23 protein-coding genes are annotated in these 17,771 nt (G+C 68.2%); 12 read left to right on the forward strand and 11 right to left on the reverse strand.

Annotation, left to right across the window (positions count from 1 at the left end; all coding sequences use genetic code 11):
* Positions 1–40: 40 nt before the first annotated feature.
* On the forward strand, positions 41–949 hold the full coding sequence (lgt, locus tag ACF1AJ_RS15625; RefSeq protein ID WP_391508175.1) for a prolipoprotein diacylglyceryl transferase: 909 nt from the start codon (positions 41–43) through the stop codon (positions 947–949).
* Between the two features lie 83 nt (positions 950–1,032).
* Here lgt and ACF1AJ_RS15630 read toward each other — a convergent pair whose 3' ends face one another.
* The gene (locus ACF1AJ_RS15630; RefSeq protein ID WP_391508176.1) at positions 1,033–1,383 is read right to left on the reverse strand and encodes a DsrE family protein; all 351 of its coding nucleotides are present in this window, start codon (positions 1,381–1,383) and stop codon (positions 1,033–1,035) included.
* 4 nt (positions 1,384–1,387) lie between these two features.
* Complete coding sequence (locus tag ACF1AJ_RS15635) at positions 1,388–1,660, reverse strand: metal-sensitive transcriptional regulator (protein ID WP_301209958.1); 273 nt, start codon at positions 1,658–1,660, stop codon at positions 1,388–1,390.
* 395 nt (positions 1,661–2,055) lie between these two features.
* Here ACF1AJ_RS15635 and ACF1AJ_RS15640 point away from each other — a divergent pair, with 395 nt between their 5' ends.
* Positions 2,056–3,708 (forward strand): FAD-dependent oxidoreductase, encoded by a 1,653-nt coding sequence (locus tag ACF1AJ_RS15640; protein WP_391508177.1) that lies wholly within the window; start codon positions 2,056–2,058, stop codon positions 3,706–3,708.
* 36 nt (positions 3,709–3,744) lie between these two features.
* On the opposite strand, the gene ACF1AJ_RS15645 is transcribed toward ACF1AJ_RS15640, so the two are convergent.
* From ACF1AJ_RS15645 to ACF1AJ_RS15655, 3 genes are all read right to left on the reverse strand, one after another.
* Positions 3,745–4,149 (reverse strand): DUF4396 domain-containing protein, encoded by a 405-nt coding sequence (locus tag ACF1AJ_RS15645; protein WP_391508178.1) that lies wholly within the window; start codon positions 4,147–4,149, stop codon positions 3,745–3,747.
* A 425-nt stretch (positions 4,150–4,574) separates the two neighbouring features.
* Entirely contained in the window at positions 4,575–5,552 is a 978-nt protein-coding gene (locus tag ACF1AJ_RS15650) for a sensor histidine kinase (protein ID WP_391508179.1), read from the reverse strand.
* Positions 5,549–6,214 carry a response regulator transcription factor gene (locus ACF1AJ_RS15655; RefSeq protein ID WP_391508180.1) on the reverse strand — a complete coding sequence of 222 codons (666 nt, stop codon included), beginning with the start codon at positions 6,212–6,214 and terminating at the stop codon, positions 5,549–5,551. The genes ACF1AJ_RS15650 and ACF1AJ_RS15655 overlap by 4 nt, the downstream gene beginning before the upstream one ends.
* 119 nt (positions 6,215–6,333) lie before the next feature.
* On the opposite strand from ACF1AJ_RS15655, the gene ACF1AJ_RS15660 reads away from it, so the two are divergent.
* The 5 genes from ACF1AJ_RS15660 to ACF1AJ_RS15680 all read left to right on the forward strand — a co-directional run bounded on the left by ACF1AJ_RS15660 (position 6,334) and on the right by ACF1AJ_RS15680 (position 10,628).
* Positions 6,334–7,005 (forward strand): phosphatase PAP2 family protein, encoded by a 672-nt coding sequence (locus tag ACF1AJ_RS15660; RefSeq protein ID WP_391508181.1) that lies wholly within the window; start codon positions 6,334–6,336, stop codon positions 7,003–7,005.
* A 61-nt stretch (positions 7,006–7,066) separates the two neighbouring features.
* The gene (locus ACF1AJ_RS15665; protein WP_391508182.1) at positions 7,067–7,738 is read left to right on the forward strand and encodes a DedA family protein; all 672 of its coding nucleotides are present in this window, start codon (positions 7,067–7,069) and stop codon (positions 7,736–7,738) included.
* 47 nt (positions 7,739–7,785) lie between these two features.
* Entirely contained in the window at positions 7,786–8,535 is a 750-nt protein-coding gene (locus ACF1AJ_RS15670; RefSeq protein ID WP_301209950.1) for an ABC transporter permease, read from the forward strand.
* 507 nt (positions 8,536–9,042) lie between these two features.
* Positions 9,043–9,447: a hypothetical protein gene (locus ACF1AJ_RS15675; protein WP_391508183.1), complete on the forward strand. Its 405-nt coding sequence runs from the start codon at positions 9,043–9,045 to the stop codon at positions 9,445–9,447.
* A 173-nt stretch (positions 9,448–9,620) separates the two neighbouring features.
* Positions 9,621–10,628: a tyrosine-type recombinase/integrase gene (locus ACF1AJ_RS15680; RefSeq protein WP_391508184.1), complete on the forward strand. Its 1,008-nt coding sequence runs from the start codon at positions 9,621–9,623 to the stop codon at positions 10,626–10,628.
* A gap of 271 nt (positions 10,629–10,899) precedes the next feature.
* On the opposite strand, the gene ACF1AJ_RS15685 is transcribed toward ACF1AJ_RS15680, so the two are convergent.
* From ACF1AJ_RS15685 to ACF1AJ_RS15700, 4 genes are read right to left on the reverse strand one after another with little or no spacing between them, the layout of a single operon-like run.
* On the reverse strand, positions 10,900–11,658 hold the full coding sequence (locus ACF1AJ_RS15685) for a class I SAM-dependent methyltransferase (RefSeq protein ID WP_391508185.1): 759 nt from the start codon (positions 11,656–11,658) through the stop codon (positions 10,900–10,902).
* A gap of 36 nt (positions 11,659–11,694) precedes the next feature.
* On the reverse strand, positions 11,695–12,222 hold the full coding sequence (locus ACF1AJ_RS15690) for a DUF1269 domain-containing protein (protein WP_018192467.1): 528 nt from the start codon (positions 12,220–12,222) through the stop codon (positions 11,695–11,697).
* 29 nt (positions 12,223–12,251) lie between these two features.
* Positions 12,252–12,518, reverse strand: a complete 267-nt coding sequence (locus ACF1AJ_RS15695) for a hypothetical protein (RefSeq protein WP_391508186.1) — start codon at positions 12,516–12,518, stop codon at positions 12,252–12,254.
* 17 nt (positions 12,519–12,535) lie between these two features.
* On the reverse strand, positions 12,536–12,934 hold the full coding sequence (locus tag ACF1AJ_RS15700; protein WP_391508187.1) for a hypothetical protein: 399 nt from the start codon (positions 12,932–12,934) through the stop codon (positions 12,536–12,538).
* 142 nt (positions 12,935–13,076) lie between these two features.
* On the opposite strand from ACF1AJ_RS15700, the gene ACF1AJ_RS15705 reads away from it, so the two are divergent.
* The 4 genes from ACF1AJ_RS15705 (at position 13,077) to ACF1AJ_RS15720 (ending at position 15,322) form a co-directional block, all read left to right on the forward strand.
* Positions 13,077–13,343, forward strand: coding sequence for a hypothetical protein (locus ACF1AJ_RS15705; RefSeq protein WP_029042926.1), 267 nt, complete (start codon positions 13,077–13,079; stop codon positions 13,341–13,343).
* A 65-nt stretch (positions 13,344–13,408) separates the two neighbouring features.
* Positions 13,409–14,011: a dCTP deaminase gene (gene dcd / locus ACF1AJ_RS15710; RefSeq protein WP_018192463.1), complete on the forward strand. Its 603-nt coding sequence runs from the start codon at positions 13,409–13,411 to the stop codon at positions 14,009–14,011.
* Between the two features lie 26 nt (positions 14,012–14,037).
* Positions 14,038–14,565 carry a hypothetical protein gene (locus tag ACF1AJ_RS15715; RefSeq protein ID WP_391508188.1) on the forward strand — a complete coding sequence of 176 codons (528 nt, stop codon included), beginning with the start codon at positions 14,038–14,040 and terminating at the stop codon, positions 14,563–14,565.
* Positions 14,566–14,575: 10 nt separating this feature from the next.
* A complete protein-coding gene (locus ACF1AJ_RS15720) occupies positions 14,576–15,322 on the forward strand; it encodes a glycoside hydrolase family 16 protein (protein ID WP_391508189.1) in 747 nt (248 codons plus the stop codon).
* Between the two features lie 85 nt (positions 15,323–15,407).
* Here ACF1AJ_RS15720 and idi read toward each other — a convergent pair whose 3' ends face one another.
* Both idi and ACF1AJ_RS15730 read right to left on the reverse strand, forming a co-directional pair.
* Positions 15,408–15,959 carry an isopentenyl-diphosphate Delta-isomerase gene (gene idi / locus ACF1AJ_RS15725; RefSeq protein ID WP_391508190.1) on the reverse strand — a complete coding sequence of 184 codons (552 nt, stop codon included), beginning with the start codon at positions 15,957–15,959 and terminating at the stop codon, positions 15,408–15,410.
* Positions 15,956–16,882, reverse strand: coding sequence for a hypothetical protein (locus tag ACF1AJ_RS15730; RefSeq protein ID WP_391508191.1), 927 nt, complete (start codon positions 16,880–16,882; stop codon positions 15,956–15,958). The genes idi and ACF1AJ_RS15730 overlap by 4 nt, the downstream gene beginning before the upstream one ends.
* Before the next feature lie 55 nt (positions 16,883–16,937).
* On the opposite strand from ACF1AJ_RS15730, the gene ACF1AJ_RS15735 reads away from it, so the two are divergent.
* Positions 16,938–17,639, forward strand: a complete 702-nt coding sequence (locus ACF1AJ_RS15735; protein WP_391508192.1) for a MarR family winged helix-turn-helix transcriptional regulator — start codon at positions 16,938–16,940, stop codon at positions 17,637–17,639.
* The last annotated feature ends 132 nt before the right edge of the window (positions 17,640–17,771 follow it).

Here is a 17,771-nt window from a genome sequence, read left to right on the forward strand (position 1 = left end):
CAGAGCCGCGCTTGCGGAGTCCGCCGAGAGGAGTCTGCCGATGAAGACCAGCATCCCCAGCCCGCCGCCGGAGTGGGCTCAGTTCCAGCTCGGGCCCGTGACCATCCATACCTACGCACTGTGCATCCTCGCCGGTATCGTCGCCGCGGTGCTCATCACCGGGCATCGGCTCGGCCGGCGCGGAGTGCAGCGAGGGGTGGTGCTGGATGTCGCCCTCTGGGCGGTGCCGCTCGGCATCATCGGCGCTCGGTTCTACCACGTCTTCACTCACGTCGGCGACTATTTCTTCCCCGGCGCGAATCTGTGGAACGTTCTCGCGATCTGGGATGGCGGAAACGCCCTCTACGGTTCGCTTCTCGGCGGCGCTCTCGGCATCCTGATCGCGTGCCGCCGGACCGGACTGCGGTTCTGGGCGTTCGCCGACGCACTCGCGCCCGCTCTCCTGGTCGCTCAATCGCTCGGTCGTTTCGGCAACTATTTCAACCACGAACTCTTCGGACTGCCCACCACCCTGCCGTGGGGACTGCAGATCGAGGCAACGAACGCGAAGTTCCCGCCCGGGCTGCCGGCGGGAACACTCTTCCACCCGCTGTTCCTTTACGAGATCATCTGGAACCTGGTCGGGGTGGCGCTCATCCTGTTCCTCGAGCGCAGCTTCCAGCTGCAGTGGGGCAAGGTTCTCGCGCTCTATCTCATCTGGTACGGGTTGGGGCGCAGCTGGCTGGAGGCGATCCGGATCGACCCGACCTCCGACGGGTTCCTCGGCATACCGGCCAATGTGTGGGCATCGTTCGTCGCGGTCGTGATCGGTGTTGTGCTCTTCATCGTGCAATCCCGTCGCCACCCAGGTGTCGAGCCGTCGCCGTTCACCGTCCGGGACTCGCCCGCCGCCGCGGGGCTCTCCTCCGCCGTGATCACGGCTGGGGCTGAAGCGCAGGCGCAGCGCTGACTGCGCACGTAAGAAGCAGCTCCCGGAGGCACGGTCACGGCTTCTCGGCGGACCGGGACCGGGGATGCGGTTCGTGCGCGTTTTTACGGGCGCACGTACGCCCAGCCCTCGCGCTGGCGTATGACCAGGTGGGCGACTCCACTCGGCACGACCACCGCGCCGGGCAGGAGCCGCTCCCGGGCGATGTTTGCACCGCTGAGGGTGTTGCCGCATGCGTCGACCGTCAGGCCGCGATCCTGCAACCCGCGGACGTCCTCGCTGTGCGGGCTGCCCTCGAGGAGGAGGTCGATCCCGGCTCCGTGGACGACGAGCTCGACCCGAGTCTGCGGGCCCAGAGTATCGAGCAGGTTGCCGAGATTTCTCAGCACCGACGCGTGTTTCGCCGGGTCGCCTTCGTCGAGGTGGACGACGACGCCGGTGCTGGATTCCGTCACGGTCTCAGGCGAGCGTCATGAAGAGCTTTTCGAGCTCTTCGACGGTCATCGGATCGGTGGTGTCCTCCGGGTCGTTCAGGCATTTCTGCATGGCGGTGGAGATAATCTGAAAGCCGGCCTTGTCGAGTGCGCTGGAGACCGCGGCCAGCTGGATGACCACGTCGCGGCACTTGCCGCCGCCCTCGACAGCAGCAATCACGGCGTTCAACTGGCCCTGTGCGCGGCGAAGCCGATTCAGGACGGGCTTGATGTCGGCTGGGGTGGTGTTCTCTGCCACGGTGTCCTACTCTCTGCGTACCCACCAGGGTATAGCGACCGCTCAGGCTTGGGCGGCGGGGGCCGAAGTCGATGACCGAATGCTCTAGGACGCTCCTTCGCGCTCAGCCTCGGCCGAAGAGGCGTCCCAAGAACCCGCGGCCGGAGACGGCCGCCCTCTCGGCGTCGGTGTGGGTGCCGTTGCACCACTGGTTTGCGGGCACAGCGCGGCGCACGTCGGAGACATGCTGCCCGCAACCGCTCCAAGTCGTCTTGCCACAGACCTTGCAGGTGACGGGATAACACATGGATTCATCCTCTCGATGAGCGGCTTCGGGTCGGTGCAAATATACCCTCCCCCGTATAGTACGATACCCGGGAGGGTATAACAAACGACTCTCGGGAGGAGCTCGCAGAATGAGAACGATCATCGTCGGCGGCGTCGCCGGAGGCATGTCGGCCGCCACCCGGCTGCGCCGGCTGGATGAGACGCGCGAGATCGTCGTCTTCGAGCGCGGCCCCTACGTCTCCTACGCGAACTGCGGCCTCCCGTACTACGTCGGCGGGGTCATCCGCGACCGGTCGTCGCTGCTGCTGCAGACGCCGCAATCACTGGCGTCCCGGTTCCGGCTGGACGTCCGCACCGGGCACGAGGTGCTGGCCGTCGACGCCGCGCGGCGCACGGTCACGGTGCTCGACGCCGCGAGCGGCGAGACGTCGACCGAGGGCTACGACGAGCTGATCCTCGCGGTCGGCGCGTCCGCGCGGGAGGCGGCGGGGCACCCCGGCATCCCCACGCACACGCTGCGCACGGTGGAGGACGTCGACGCGATCGGCGCGCTGGTGGCGTCGGCGGCCGACAACCCCTCTGCGCTGGTGGTGGGCGGCGGCTTCATCGGGCTGGAGGCCGTGGAGAACCTGGTCCGCCGCGGCATCCACGTCACGCTCGTCCAGCGCGGTCCGCACCTCCTCAGCCCGCTGGACGCCGAGATGGTGGCGCCGTTGGAGGCGCAGTTGCGCAGCCACGGCGTCGACGTGCGCACCGCCGTCACGATCGACGCGGTGGAGGGCGGCGTCGTCGTGCTCGACGACGGCAGCGCGCTGCGTCCCGACTTCATCGTCGACGCGTCCGGCGTGACGCCGAGCGTGGACCTCGCGCGCACCGCCGGCCTGCGGCTCGGCCCGACCGGCGGGATCGCGGTCGACGCGCAGAACCGCACCAGCGACCAGCACATCTTCGCGGTCGGCGACGGCGTCGAGAAGGTCGACGCACTGTCCGGCGACGCGGCCCTGGTCACGATGGCCGGCCTGGCCAACCGGCACGGCCGCTCGGTCGCCGACGTGATCGCCGGCCACGACGAGCGGAACACCCCCGCACTGGGCACCGCGATCGTGAAGGTCTTCGACACGGTGGCCGCGAAGGTCGGCTGGAGCGAGCGGCAGCTGGCGTCCGCCGGGCACAAGCACCGCGTCATCCACACCCACCCGACCTCGCACGCGACGTACTACCCGGGGGCGCAGCCGATGTCGATGAAGCTGCTGGTCGACCCGGTGACCGACCGGATCCTCGGCGCCCAGATCGTCGGCGGCGAGGGCGTGGACAAGCGGATCGACGTGATCGCGGTGGCGATGGCGGGCGGCATCACGGCATCCGGGCTCGCCCGCCTCGAGCTCGCGTACGCGCCGCAGTTCGGCTCGGCCAAGGACCCGGTGAACCAGCTGGGCTACGTGGCCGACAACCTCCGCACCGGCGCCACCCGGGCGATCCAGTGGCACGAGCTTGACGCTGCGGTCGCGGCCGGTGCGACCCTGGTAGACGTCCGCACCGGGGGAGAGTACGCGGCGGGCGCGATTCCGGGAGCGCTGAGCATTCCTGTCGACGAGCTGCGCGACCGGCTCAGCGAGTTGCCGGCCGGACCGGTCGTGGTGCACTGCCAGGTGGGGCAGCGCGGGCACACCGCTGCCCGCATCCTCGCCCAGCACGGCTTCGAGGTCGTCAACCTCGACGGCGGCTACCGCACCTGGGTGGCAGCGTCCGCCGAGTCGGGCCGCCGATTGGATGCGGTGTGATCGCGGTTGCGTGTGGTGAGCCGGCGGTTTTCGTCGTCACATGCGCTCCTTGATTCCGGCCCGGATGAGCAGCCAGTTGACGGGGTAGGCGGTGGCGAATCCGAGCAGCATGGCCCACTGCATGGCGAACCAGAATTCGGGGGAGTCCACCGGCGCACGGCCGCCGAACAGGGCGGGAAACAAGAGGAGCTGGACGAGCGCCATCGCGCCGTACATCCCGACCTGCCAGGAGGTAATGGAGGCGGCGTCGGCTTTGAGCGCTTCGGTCAGACCCTTGCGGAGCCCGAGCCCGCGCATGGGAGCGATGGCGAAGTACTGGAAGACGATGCCGAGTCCGAAGGCGAGGATGAAGTCGAGGATCCAGACGGCGAACATCTTGTCCTGGAAGAGCCAGCCCCAGCCGAGGCGACGGCGACGGCCGGGAACAGGAAGGCCACCCATTCGGCGATGAGGTCTCCAAGGGCGCAACCGGCGCCACAGTGGTTGGCGCCGGTGCCGACGGCCACGGCCATGGGGGTCTGCGCGTCGTCGGAGTTCGCGGCGGGCGTTCGGCCCCAGCGGAGGTAGCCCCCCAACCAGAGCACCCCTCCGAAGAGCATGGACACCGGCCAGACGACGTTCATGACGGCCATCTTCTGAGGACGCCGCATCACGTCCACGGTCACGCCGAGCGCACAGGCGATCCCGAGGGACAGTGAGGCCCAGGCGATGAGGTTGAGCCACGTGGGGAAGTCGCCGAGCGCAGGTGTCATACCTTCCTCCTTACCCGGATGTCGAGTCGAGTTGTACCCATTGAGATCGCCCGCCGTCCCAGGGCCACCAGCCGCTCCTGCTATCGATCTGCGGCGGTTGGGCGGCCTTGAGATTCAGGCGACCGGGATGCGCAGCTCGACCACCGTGCCGCTCACTCCCGTGGAGGCTACCCGGACGTCGCCACCGTGCCCGGTCGCGATCTCGCGCACGAGGGCAAGTCCTATGCCGTAGCTGGAGCGCTCGTGTCGCGGGTTGTTCGGCTGGGCGCGGGCGAATCGGTCGAAGATCCGGGACGGGTCGATGCCGGCGATGCCGGTACCCTGATCGGCGACACGGAGGAGCGCGTCGTGACCGTCGCGAGCCACCGTCACGGTCACCTTCGTACCGGCCGGTGAGTGGGCGAGGGCGTTGTCGATCAGGGCCGTCGCGCAGCGCTGGATACTTGATGCCGGGACGCGGGTAGCCAGGAGCGCCTGCCGTTGGAGCACGAGTTCCACCCCTGCCTCGGCCGCAAGGACCTGTAGCGCCTCGACGGCGCGTTCGACAGCTTCCGTGAACGATGACGGCGGCGTGTCCGTGGCTGGGCTGGTGCCAGCAGCGAGCAGCAGGTCGTTGACGACCTCGATGAGGTTGTGTGCGTCAGCGCGGAGCTTGGCGACCGTAGGTGCAGACGGGTCGTCTGGAGGCAGGCTCCGCTGGAGTGTTTGCAACCGCAGGTCGAGGACGGCGAGTGGTGTGCGGAGCTCGTGGCTGACATCCGCCACGAAGTCGCGCTGGAGCTGGAGGGCGCGCCCGAGTGGCCGCACTGCCCTGCGTGTCACGATCAGGCTCATCATGCCGGCGACAATCACGGCCAGGACGCCGACGACGATCAGAGCCGCCATCGCTTCGGTCGTGTCGATGTAGATCTTGTGCTCGCCGGGCTTGGGCGGCTCGTTGACCTCCGAGGGTCGGAGCTCGTCCAGGATGACGAAGAAGGCGATGCCGATGACCGCCACCGCCAGGGCTCCGGAGGCGAGGGTGAGCTGCAGCCCGACGATCCTTGACGCCCGTCGGACCTCACGTGAATCGCTCTGACGGGCGTCGCTCACGGCTGGCCCAGCCGGTAGCCCTCGCCACGCACCGTGGTGATCATTTCGGGGTCGGTCTTTCGGCGCAGGTAGTGCACGTAGGTGTCCACAGTCCCAGGCTGTTCGTCTGCCTGGAACACCGCGTCCAGGATCTGGGATCGGCTGAAGATGCGCAACGGGTTCTCGGCGAAGAGCTTCAGCAGCGAGCTTTCGCGTTCGGTCAGCTGAATGCGGTCATCGTAAGGGGAGTAGATGCAGCGGCTGTCCGGGAACAGCCGCCATTCGCCGATGGTCAGCTCACGGCCTTCACCGGTGAACGTCCGCGTCAGGGCGCGCAATCGTGCTAGCAGTTCGTCGAACTCGAACGGTTTGACGAGGTAGTCGTTGGCTCCAGCGTCGAGCCCCTCGACCCGATCGTTCAGAGCGCCGAGGGCTGTCAACATCAGGATGGGGGTCACGATGCGCCGCTGGCGGAGCATCCGGACGATGTTCGCGCCGCCCATTCCGGGAAGGCGACGGTCGAGGATGATCGCGTCGAAGACACCGGTGAGGCCGTGCTCCAGGCCGGACGGTCCGTCGCTCACCCGGACCACGTCGTAAGTCTCGGCGAGCATGTCCTCGATGAGCGGGCCCAGCTGCGGATCGTCCTCGACCAGGAGGAGGCGGAGGCGATCGTCATCCATGGTTTCAACCTACCGCCGCGGCCCGAAGACGCCTCTAAGACCCCGACCCGACGGCGGCTTAGAGATTGCTTAGTGGCGAGCGGATTGACTAGCTCGGCATGTCCTCGAGAGGAGCCCACATGAATCCCCCCCTGCTGCGCACGCCCCGTCATTGGGTCGTGTGGACCGTCGGCCTCTTCGCGGCGACCTTCCTCCTCGGATTCGCTGCGAAACTGGTCCCGGCGCTCCGGCTCGACGGTCTCGCCGCGTCGGTGAATGCGGTGAACTCCCCCCTCCTGGATCGCACAGCCCTGCTCCTGGACCAGCTGGATCACGTGCTCGTCGCCGGATGCATCCTCGCGGTCGCCTTCGTCGTCGTCCTCTTCGTGAAAGGTTGGCGAAACGCTCTTGCGGTCTGCCTGGTCGCCGGCTTCGGATGGATCACGACGCTGGTCGTCAAGGCGATCGTCGCCGAGCCGCGACCGACAGCCGCTCTCGCGCATCAACTGGCCGTCGCCCCGTCGACGCTCAGCTTCCCGAGCGGGCATGTCGTCTTCGCCGTCTCGCTCACCGCTGCGCTGGCGATGGTCTGCCGCAGCGCCGGGTCGCGCGGCGTGGTGATCGTCGTCGGTGCCATCTTCGTGTTGCTGGTCGCGTGGTCCCGGCTGTATGTCGGAGTGCACTATGGCGCGGACGTGGCCGGATCCTTTCTGAACGGCGTCGCCGGGGCCATCCTGTTCGCCGGGCTGTGGAACCTGGTTGCCGCACGTCTGCTCGTCGATCGTCGGCGACAGGTCCCGATCTCGTCGTGACGCGGCCTTCGTACTGAGGCCGGCCCCGACGATCCAGCCCCCCCCGACAGAAGGGATCGAAATGATCTCGCACGCTTCCATCCCGCTCCTCGATGCGTCGACCTGGCTCCACGCTTTCGGTCCATGGGTCCTCGTCGGCATCGCTGTCGTCGTCTTCATCGAGTCCGGGTTGCTCTTCCCCTTTCTGCCGGGTGACTCGCTTCTGATCACTGCAGCTATTCTGGCGCCCCAGCTCGGCATCCAGGTCTGGCAGGTTGCTGTCGTGGCCGCGGTCGCTGCCTTCGCGGGCGACCAGGCCGGCTACTGGCTCGGAAAGCGATTCGGGAGGCGGTTGTTCAAGCCGGATGCCCGTGTCCTGAAGACCGAGCGGCTCGAAGCCGCAGAGGCGTTCTTTGCGAAGTACGGCGGACCCTCGCTGCTTCTCGGCCGCTTCGTCCCCTTCGTTCGCACCTATGTGCCGCTCTCGGCCGGGATCGCCGCCATGCCGTACCGAAGGTTCCTGATCTGGAATGCGCTCGGCGGCGTCGCCTGGGTGGCGGTCATGGTCCTTCTCGGGATCCTGCTCGGCGGGATACCGTTCATCGCGAACAACATCGACGTGCTGATGATCGTCGTCGTGGCAGTCTCCGTGCTTCCCGTCCTGATCAGCGCGCTGCGTCGCCGCGCCAGGACGCGCCGCGACGCCCGCCTCCGCACAGAGAGCGGGCACGCCGACACGTCCAAGATCTCATAGCGACGGATGCATCGAGACCCGTGGCCCGCCCGACGTAGGCTCGGCCAGTGCTGATCCTGCGCGAGTTGCTCCCTACCCTGTTCGGAGTATCCGTCCTGGCGCTCATCGCGACGGCCGTGCTCGCTGGTTACCGTGTCCCTCACCGGTGGGCTCCGCTGTTCGCCATCGTGCGCGGCGCCGCCCAGCTCGCCATCATCAGCCTCGTGCTCGCTGGCGTGATCACCAACCCGCTTTGGGTCGCGCTCGCGCTCCTGGTGATGTTCGGTGTGGCCGCAGCCACCGCGACGCACCGGGTGGGCTGGTCGGGCGACCACGCCTTCATGATGGTTACCGCGATGGCTGTGGGCGTGGTGGTCACCCTCACCATCGTGTTCGCATCAGGAGCGCTCACGTTCTCCGCCCGCTACGCGCTCGCGATCGGCGGCATCATCATCGGTAACGCGATGAGCATCGCCACCCTCAGCGGCCGCCGCTTCACCGAGGCGGCCGGCGACCGCTGGGACGAGGTCGAAGGATGGCTCGCGCTCGGAGCCACACCCCGTCAGTCCACGCAGCAGTTGGCGCGCACCGCGGTGTACTCGGCGCTCATCCCCTCGGTCGATCAGACCAAGACCACAGGTCTCGTCACGCTCCCCGGTGCGTTCGTCGGAGCCATCTTCGGCGGCGTCTCACCGCTGGAGGCCGGCCGGTTCCAGGTCGTGGTACTTGCGGCCATCATGTGCGCGGGATCGATCACAGCGGTCACGGTCGCAGCCTGGCTCGCGCCGGTGCGAGTTCGTCCTCCGTCGCTTCGGTAATGCCCTTCGCCGTCAGAGAAGGACCTCCGCGGCTGAGCACGTAGACCCGTCAGCGCAGCTGATGCTGCGCCACTGAGGCCCCGGGAGCCCGCCGATCTGCCGCGAGATAAGCCCGAAGGGCGCGTGGCAGACCGGCGGGAACGACAACGTGCGTCAGCGATCACGATGACGGACCCGGACAGGTCACCAACAGCCACCACAACCGTGCTGCGGTGGCAGCCCCATCAACTTCACCAGCCGCTGTGACCGCGGGCATCGATGTGACAGCAGACCAATGTCGTCGGGTGCTGTTGTGGGTGGAGCCGCCCGCGGGCGGCGCTGCGTCAGCCGTCTTGTTTGTCTTTCCGCCGGCCGATCGTAGCTCGTTCCGGTGCTCCGTGCCGGGCTTTCGCGGCATATCCTCACTCGCTTCGCTCCCTCCGGTATTCCACGGTCCTGGCACTGCGTCACCTCCCACTCGCTCTCGATCTCTCCGCCCGAAGGCAAACAAGAACGAGAGACAGGGGAGTGATCATCATGCGGGTAATCGTCATGGACACCAGAAACATGCGTCCGGAACTGCAGAGTGGGCTGATCGGTGTGGTCGGCTCGTTCAGCCCGAGCCTGGAAGAGAAGAAGGAGTGCGTCGAGACCGTCAGCCGCTATGCGATGGATGGATGGGCGATCGCAGCCGACCCGCTCACGCCGATCGGACGATTGGCAGCGCTGACGGCAGAGGCGGCGTGCGTTCCATTCGTTCGCCTCAACGACCCTCGCCGACCCCAGCAGCGCGCGCGTAACATGGGGGCCACGCGTAGTCCCGAGCGGGATTCCGCTGACCTCGACGGATCGCCGTTTCCCGCGCTGACACCCGAGCTCCGCAACGGCGGAGCCGGGCCGACTGGCTCGCGTATCGAGAACGGGGGTCGCTGATCATGTCCCGTCCTCCTTTGGTCTCCGAGACGTGGGGCACCGTCACCACGCGCATGCTTACGCAAGGCCGCTGGGCCGCGCGTGCCCGCTATCGCGACGTCGATGGTCGCACACGACAGATCGAACGCATCGGGCGCACCAAACAGAAGGCCGAAGCACTTCTCCGAGAAGCGATGCGGGATCGCATCAAGCCGCTCGGCGACGGCGAGCTCAACCCGGAGACCCGGCTCGCCGACCTGGCGATCGTCTGGTGGGACGAGTTCAGCCACACCTCCCGCTCGAACGGAACACTGCGTCGTTACGAGGCGGTCCTGGACAAGTACGTCGTGCCGAATCTCGGCGGTTGGATGATCCGTGAGGCCTCCGTCTCGATGTTGGATCGGTTCATCAAGCAAACCGCCCGGCTGAACGGCTACTCGAACGCGAGCATCGCCGTCGTCCTGCTCACAGGGATGTTCGCCATGGCCGCCCGGCATGATGCCATCGAGGCCAACCCGATGAAGTCGGTCGCGCCCGTTATAGAACCGGACCACGAGGTAGCCACGTTCACGCTCGAGGACGTCGCAGAGCTGAGGGAGATCCTCGCTCGTTGGGACGCCGGCCTCGACGCGTCCGGCCGTCGCCGCGGTACCGACCTTGCGGATCCGGTGGACTTCTTCCTTGGCACGGGGTGCCGACCGGGTGAGGTGTTCGCGCTGATGTGGGAGGACGTCGACTTCACCATTCAGCCGTTCACGGTGGACATACACCGGACCATGGCGAAGAACCGTGAAGGCCGCTGGACCGTTCAGAACAAGACAAAGACCGGAGGTGGACGCCGCCTCTTCCTGCCCACCTTCGTCGGGAAGATGCTCCTCCGTCGACGGGTCGAGTCGTTCTCAGAGCTCGTCTTCCCGTCCTCGACGCTCACGCCGCGCATCCCGGACAACTTCCGTCTTCAGTGGCACATCGCTCTGAAGGGAACGCGGTTCGAAGGGCGGGTGCCGAAAGAGTTCAGATCCACTGTCGCGACCGCGATCCGCGACGCGGCCGGTCTCGAGCGGGCGCAACACCAGCTGGGCCACTCGACGTACGCGACGACCGAGCAGTCCTACCTCCCACGGGTGGTGCAGGTGCCCGACTCGACGGCGATCCTCGAACGCTTCAATGTGCGCGGCGATTCAGGAGCCGGGCTGTCGTAGCTCACCGTTTACTCACCGCTTTGGGCGTGATCCACGGCGTTTCGTCGACATCACAGGAGTACGTCAATAGTAGGAAAAGCCCCGATCAACGGGCCATAACAGGTCGAGGGGGACTCTCTGATATCCAGAGTGGTAGAAGCTGAGGTTCTACCATTGAACTACACTCGCGCGGCCCGCGAATCCCAGTAAATCACTGGGATGTCAGGCTGCCGCCCAGACTACCCGGTCGACGGTTTTTGGCCAAACCCGGCCGAGCACCGGCCGCGTGTCTTCACACCTTGCGCGCCTCGATGAGGTGCCGGCTCGAGTACGTGACGAACACTCCGTCGCGCCGGATCACCTCGTCGAGCTCGCGCAGCCGGTCGCGGTACGCATCGACGCTGAAGCCGGGCACCCACCAGATGACCTTCCGCAGCAGGTAGACGACCGCGGCGATGTCGAAGATCTCGATGCGCATGCGCGCCGTCTGCAGGTCGACGATCTCGAGGCCGGCACGCCGCGCGGCCGCTGTCTCGTCGTCCGGGTGACGCCCGCGACGCGCGTCGGGTAGGGGGCCGAGGAAGAACTCGATGAGCTCGAAGGCGCTGGCCGGTCCGACGTGCTGAGCGAAGTAGGTACCGCCCGGCGCGAGCACCCGGGCGATCTCCTCCCACCAGATCGTCGCGGGGTGGCGGCTGGTGACCAGATCGAACGCGTCGTCGGCGAAAGGAAGCGGCGGCTCATCGGGGTCGTGCACGACGACGACTCCGAGGGGATGCAGCAAGCGCGTCGCCTTGACGACGTTAGGCGGCCACGACTCCGTGGCGACGGCCGTCGGCGGAAACGTGCCCGCCTGCGCCAGCACTTCTCCGCCCCCGGTCTGGATGTCGAGGGATGCCCGCGCGTCGGCCAACCGTTCCGCGAGGCGGCGCGCATAACCCCAGGGAGGCCGCTCCTCGGTCGCGCGCCCGTCGAGCCACGAGAAGTCCCATCCGGTGACGTCGACGCTCTCGCTTAGAGCGATCAGCTCCTCGAAAGTCGGTTCTCCCATACGAGGATCATCGCAGGGCGGGTCCGTCGATGGTCGTCAGTCCGCCGCGTCCTGCACCTCGTTCTCCAGCTTCTCCTCGTCGACGGCGATCTCCCTCTTGGTGATGCCGGTTGCATTGGTCAGCAGTCGTTCGATCTCGCCCGCCTCGCTGGGATCGACGACGACCACGATGCCGGAGCTCCCCGCGTGCAGGGTCTCGCTGATCGCCTTGAGGTCTTGCGCGGACGACTTCTTGGAGATGTGGCCGGCGAGCGCGCCGATGCCCGCCCCCGAACCGCCGCCCACGAGGAGCGCGCCCCCGAGCGCGACGGCCGGGAACAGCGCGACGACCAGGCCGCCGGCGAGCCCGATGGCGAGGCCCTTCCTGCCGCCGTGGTGCTTTCCGCCGTCGTCCCGCTTCGGGATGGAGACCTTGCCCTCCTTGTCGCGCACCACCACCGCCGCGTCGAACGAGGCATGGTGACCACGCTCCTTGTAGTGGGCGTGGAGACGGTCGAAGTCGGCCACCGCCTCGTCCTCGCTCGCGTACTGGGCGGCGATCGCCACATACGGTTGATCGGTCATTTTCGTTCACCTTTCCGTTGATTCGACACTCAGTCGTCCGGGGTCTCGACCTGCTCGAGCTTCTCGCCGTCCGGCACGGTGCCCGGCACGGTCTTCTCGTAGAGGAAGGCCGCCGCCTCCGGCCACGCGCTCGCCTCCGCCAGCCGGTAGACCGCGACGGCCTGGGCCCCCGCGTAGGTCGTCGCGGCCCGGATCAGCGCGGGCGGAGCGGAACTGACCACGGGGAGCTGAGCGCTGAAGTCGTCCTCATCCTCATCCGGGTGCAGGAAGAGGGCTCGGTACGTCTCAGCGCTCACGCGACACCTCCGGGCGGCTAACGGCGCAATTCGCGCCCGTGCACCGTGACCGCGTAGATCACGAGCACGTCGAGGGCGATTGCGATGATCGACCACCACGGCTGCGCAGGCAGCGACATCACATGCGAGACGGCACTGACTGCGGCGATGATCACGACGACGACGCGTGCCCAGGTGGCTCCCTGGAGAAGGAAGACACCGGCGAGCAGCAGCAGCACGCCGACGATCAGTGTCCACCACCCCCACGCCGCCACATTGAACGACGCAACGCCGCCGCCGGAGCCGACGAAGTAGGCCGTATTGGGGCCAATGATCGCCATGATCCCGTAGAACAGGTCGATCGCCGCCCCGATGAAGAGCATGACCGCCGCGAAATAGGCCCAACCGACCCAGCCGGTTGTTCTGACGTCCGACATCTCGCACCTCCCAGTGATCCTGTTGGCGGAATGGTGCGCCCCCCGGAGTGCTTCTGGCTATGCACCACTTCGCCGGACCCGGGTGAATCGGCGGCAAATTGATGTCTAGCCGCGGGAGGCCCGGGAGGTTCACACTTCCGCCATGAGTGAAGCCGACATCACGGCGCCCACCACACTCGGTCCCGGCTGCGTTCCGGGTGGGATGCCGTTGAAGATCCATCTCGGCGAACCGGAGTACGCCGCCCTGGTCCGCATCGCGCAGCATCGGCACACGACCGCAGCGAAGATGGTGGAGGAGCTGGTGCTCCACGCCCTCGCGCGGGCCGACGTCCCGCCGCCCGTGCAGGGGCCGATCAAGCGCCCGCACACCACCTACGACGACGCTACCCAGGGATTCCGCCGAGACTGAGCGCACCAGAAGAGACGGCCGAGAACGACGGGTGCGCGACCACGCCCACCCGATAGGCTGGCCACGTGCTTCTCTCCGATCGCGACATCAAGGCCGAGCTGGGTGCCGGGCGGATCTCTCTGGAGCCGTTCGAGGCGGAGATGGTCCAGCCCTCCAGCATCGACGTGCGGCTCGACCGGTTCTTCCGGCTGTTCGACAACCACAAGTACCCCTTCATCGACCCGGCAGAAGACCAGCCGGAGCTGACGCGGTTCGTCGAGGTGGATGCGGACCAGCCGTTCATCCTGCACCCCGGCGAGTTCGTGCTCGGGTCGACGTTCGAACTGGTGAGCCTCCCCGACGACGTCGCAGCGCGGCTGGAGGGCAAGAGCTCGCTCGGCCGGCTGGGACTGCTGACCCACTCCACCGCCGGGTTCATCGACCCCGGTTTCTCAGGTCACGTGACACTGGAGCTCAGCAACGTCGCGACGCTCCCGATCAAGCTGTGGCCGGGAATGAAGATCGGCCAGATGTGCTTCTTCCGCCTGTCGTCCGCCGCCGAGCGGCCGTACGGATCGGCGGAGTACTCGTCCCGGTATCAGGGGCAGCGCGGGCCGACGGCGTCCCGGTCGTACCTCAACTTCCACCGCACCGACGTCTCCACCACCGAGGCGGGTCGTCCCGCCTGACCCGCACGCCGACCGAGAGGGGCACCATGAGCGAGACCACCGACGCGGCCTTCGCACGGGCCCTGATCAGTTCGGGTCCGATGCCGGAGAACCCGCAGCGGATGCACCTGTTCGGCCGTCTGGTCGGAAGCTGGACCGCCGACGTCCGGCTGCTCGACGAGCGGACCGGCGTGTGGAGCGAGTCCACCGACGAGTGGATCTTCGCGTACACGCTCGGCGGCCGGGCGGTGCAGGACGTCCTCGTCATCCGCGACGAGAACGACCCGGAAGGGACCCGCGGGCGCGGGTCGACGGTCCGTGTGTACGACACAGCTCTCGGCGCCTGGCGGGTCAGCTGGTTCGGGGCGGCGGCCGGTGACTTCTGCACCCTCGTCGCGACGCCGTACCGTCGCGACGGCATCCGGCAGGACGGCACCCAGACCGACGGGCGTCCTATCCGCTGGAACTTCTCCAACATCACCGACGATTCGTTCGAATGGGACGGGTGGGTCTCCGACGACGAGGGCCGCACCTGGTGGCTCGAGCAGCACATCGACGCCACCCGCACGGGATGAGGTCCGAGCGGTGTTCGACGACTTCGACGCGCCGCAGCTCGACCGCTCGGTCTGGCTGCCGCACTACCTGCCCGCATGGAGCTCGCTCGCCGAGACGCGCGCGAACTACCTGATCCACGACTCCCACCTGGAGCTGAGCATCCCGCCGGAGCAGGGACTGTGGTGCCCGGACGACCACCAGCCCCCGCTGCGGGTCTCGGGGATGCAGACGGGCAACTTCTCCGGACCGGTCGGTTCGACTGTCGGGCAGCAGCCGTTCCGTGCGGGGCTGCGGGTGCGGGAGGCGCAGGAGGAGTTCCGAGGCTGCCTGGTCGACCGCGGAACGGTCGGCATGCGCGCCTCTCTCTATCTCGGTCAGCGGTCGATGGCATCGCTCTGGCTCGTCGGCTTCGAGGACGAATCGGAGCGCAGCGGCGAGCTCTGCGTGATGGAGGTGTTCGGCCGCGACGTCGAGGAGGACGAAGCGCTGGTCGGGATGGGTTTCCACGCGTTCCGCGACCCGCGCCTCGCCGAGGATTTCGAGCGCATCCGACTGCCGATCGACGTGACCGAGCCGCATGCGTACGAGGCGCACTGGGACGGAAACGAGGCGACATTCCGGGTGGACGGCCGAGTGGTGCGGAGGCTCGATGCGCCCCCACAGTATCCGCTCCAGCTCATGCTCGCGGTGTTCGACTTCCCGGAGTGGCCGGACGACCGCGCGGGCGGCGGGGTGTTCGTGCCGACACTGTCCGTCGACCGGGTGTGGGCGAACTGATTCGTGCCGGCAGGGATGCCCGTCCGGGCATACGACCAGCTAGTTATCCACAGTCAATTTCACAGGTGGAAAATATGAGCAGGACTCACAGCTGACCCGAAGCTTCGAGACTCTGGTCGGCGTACAGCGCCGGGAGCTGCAGGGTCAGCCAGGGGCTGAACGCCCACGGCGTCTCGTCGACGGCCGAGAGCAGCGAACGCGGATCCGCCCAGGCCCACTCGGCCACCTCGTTCGCGGCCGGGGAGAGCTCGCCGACGATGGTGGCCGTGTAGACCGGGCACACCTCGTACTCGACGATGCCGGCCGCATCCACCGCGCGGTAGCGGAAGTCCGGCAGCGCGATGGTCAGGTTGTCGATGCGGGCGCCGAGCTCGTGCTCCGCGCGCCGGACGACCGCATCCTCGATCGCCTCGCCGGGGCCGGGGTGCCCGCAGAACGAGTTGGTCCAGACCCCGGGCCACGTCTTCTTCGTCAGAGCGCGGCGGGTGACCAGGATGCGACCCTCCCCATCGAAGAGGTGGCACGAGAAGGCGAGGTGCAGGGGAGTTGCCTCCGTGTGCACCGTCGCCTTATCCGCCGTGCCGATGGGCGTGCCGTCCTCGGCGAGCAGCACGACCTCTTCGCGGGGTGGCGTCATGCGTCCATACTAGGCGCGCCATCCTGCGACCCCACCGGGCGTCCCGGCTGCCAGCCCAGGTTGCGCGCCATGGTCTCGAGCGTGCTGATCGTGGTGGCGTAGTCCTGCTCGGAGATGCCGTTCGCGAGCTCGGCGCGCACGGACTGGACGCGAGTGAAGGCCTCGTCGTGAGCGGCGCGTCCCTCATCGGTCAGCGTGGCGCGGTCGCCGTCGAACCAGACCCAGCCGCGCTCGACGAACTCGGCGAGGGTGCGGTGGATGCGGTGGGCGCCCCGGCGTCCGCCGCGGCGATCGCGGTCGAACGCGTGGTGCCGGTGGCCCCACGTTCCGCCGAAGTCGCGAGCGGGACCCGGGAACGGGTATCCGCCGGGGAAGGGGCCGCCGGCGTGCGGCGGGTAGGGGGCCGCGAACGGCAGCCCCGCGCGGGCGGTGCCGAAGGCGAAGCCGCGATCGAAGCCGCGCTCGTAGCCGCGCTCGAAGGCGTTCGGGTGGTCGTGGCCGCCGTGGTGGTGATGTTCGTCGCCGTGGTGGTGATGTTCGTCGCCGTGGTGCTGGTGCTGGTGCTGGTTGCCGTGCTCGGGGGAGGGGGCGGCGGGGCGCTCGTCGCGCGGCTCCTGGCCGCGCCATCCCGGGTGGAACCCGTGGCCACGGCCGAAGCCTCGCCCGTACCCGCGGTCACCGGGCTTCTCCGGTCGGCCGCCTCGGCTGCCGTGCGGCATCCGGGCAGCGAGCTCGTCCGGCGTCGCCGGACCGTCGGCGAGGGTGTGCAGGATGCGCCAACTTCCGCGGCGGAGTCCCAAATCGGCCAGCGCGTCGCGCATGCGGTCGTGCAGTCGGCCTTCGATCACGCCGAACCAGTATCCGGGCGGCGTCTGTGCTGGTGGTGTCTGTGCAGATGGTGTGGAGTCGTCGATGTTCGCCATCGTGGACTCTCCTTTCGATGTATGTACTGTTACAAGTAAATGTATAGTTACATGCATGAGCGATGGACGTCAAGAGGATCAGTCGATTCCGCCAGAGGCGGACATCGTCGCCCTGGTCGAGAACGCGCTGCTCGCTGTGCGCCGCGACCAGTCGCGGAGGCGCCCGCCGTGGGCCGAAGGCATGCCCCACGGTCACGGCCACCACGGCGGTCGCGGCGGCCATTGGGGCGGCGGGCCGTTCGGCGCCGGCCCGTTCGGGACCGGGCCCTTTGCACCGGGGGCGGGCGCGGCGGGCGCGGCGCCGAGTGGTTCCGGCGTGCCGGGCGGCGCCCCCTTCGGCGACTCCGCGCGTCCCGGACCCGGCCGCCGGAGCCGCGACGGCTCCCTCGGCCGTATCGCCCGCGTGCGGATGCTCGAGGCGCTGGAGGCGGCAGAGGCCGAGGGTCGCAACCTTTCGGTGAGCGGGGTGGCCGGGGCGATCGGTGTCGACCAGCCGCGCGCGAGCCGCCTGGTGCAGGAGGGAGTGGAGCGGGGCCTCGTCCGTCGGGTGCCGGACCCGTCCGACGCCCGGCGCGCGCTCATCCAGCTGACCACCTCGGGCAAGGCGCAGCTGACCGAGTTGCGATCACACCGCCGGTCCGCGGTGGAGGCCGCGCTGTCGGCGTTCACGCCAGAAGAGGCGCGCACCTTCGCCGAGCTGTTCGACCGCTTCGTCCGGGCGTGGCCGCGCCCCGGCGAGACCGAGTCTGAGAGCTGACCGGGCCCTCTTGCCGCCGCACCGGCCGCTCCCTATCCTGGGGCCCTCCCGGCTCGCGGGCGACGGCGCACCCGGTCGCATGGACCGCCTCTCCTCGCTGCGCTGACGATGGTCGTCGAGCGGTCGGGGAAC

Source organism: Leifsonia sp. NPDC014704 (assembly GCF_043083605.1).
Lineage (GTDB): Bacteria > Actinomycetota > Actinomycetes > Actinomycetales > Microbacteriaceae > Leifsonia.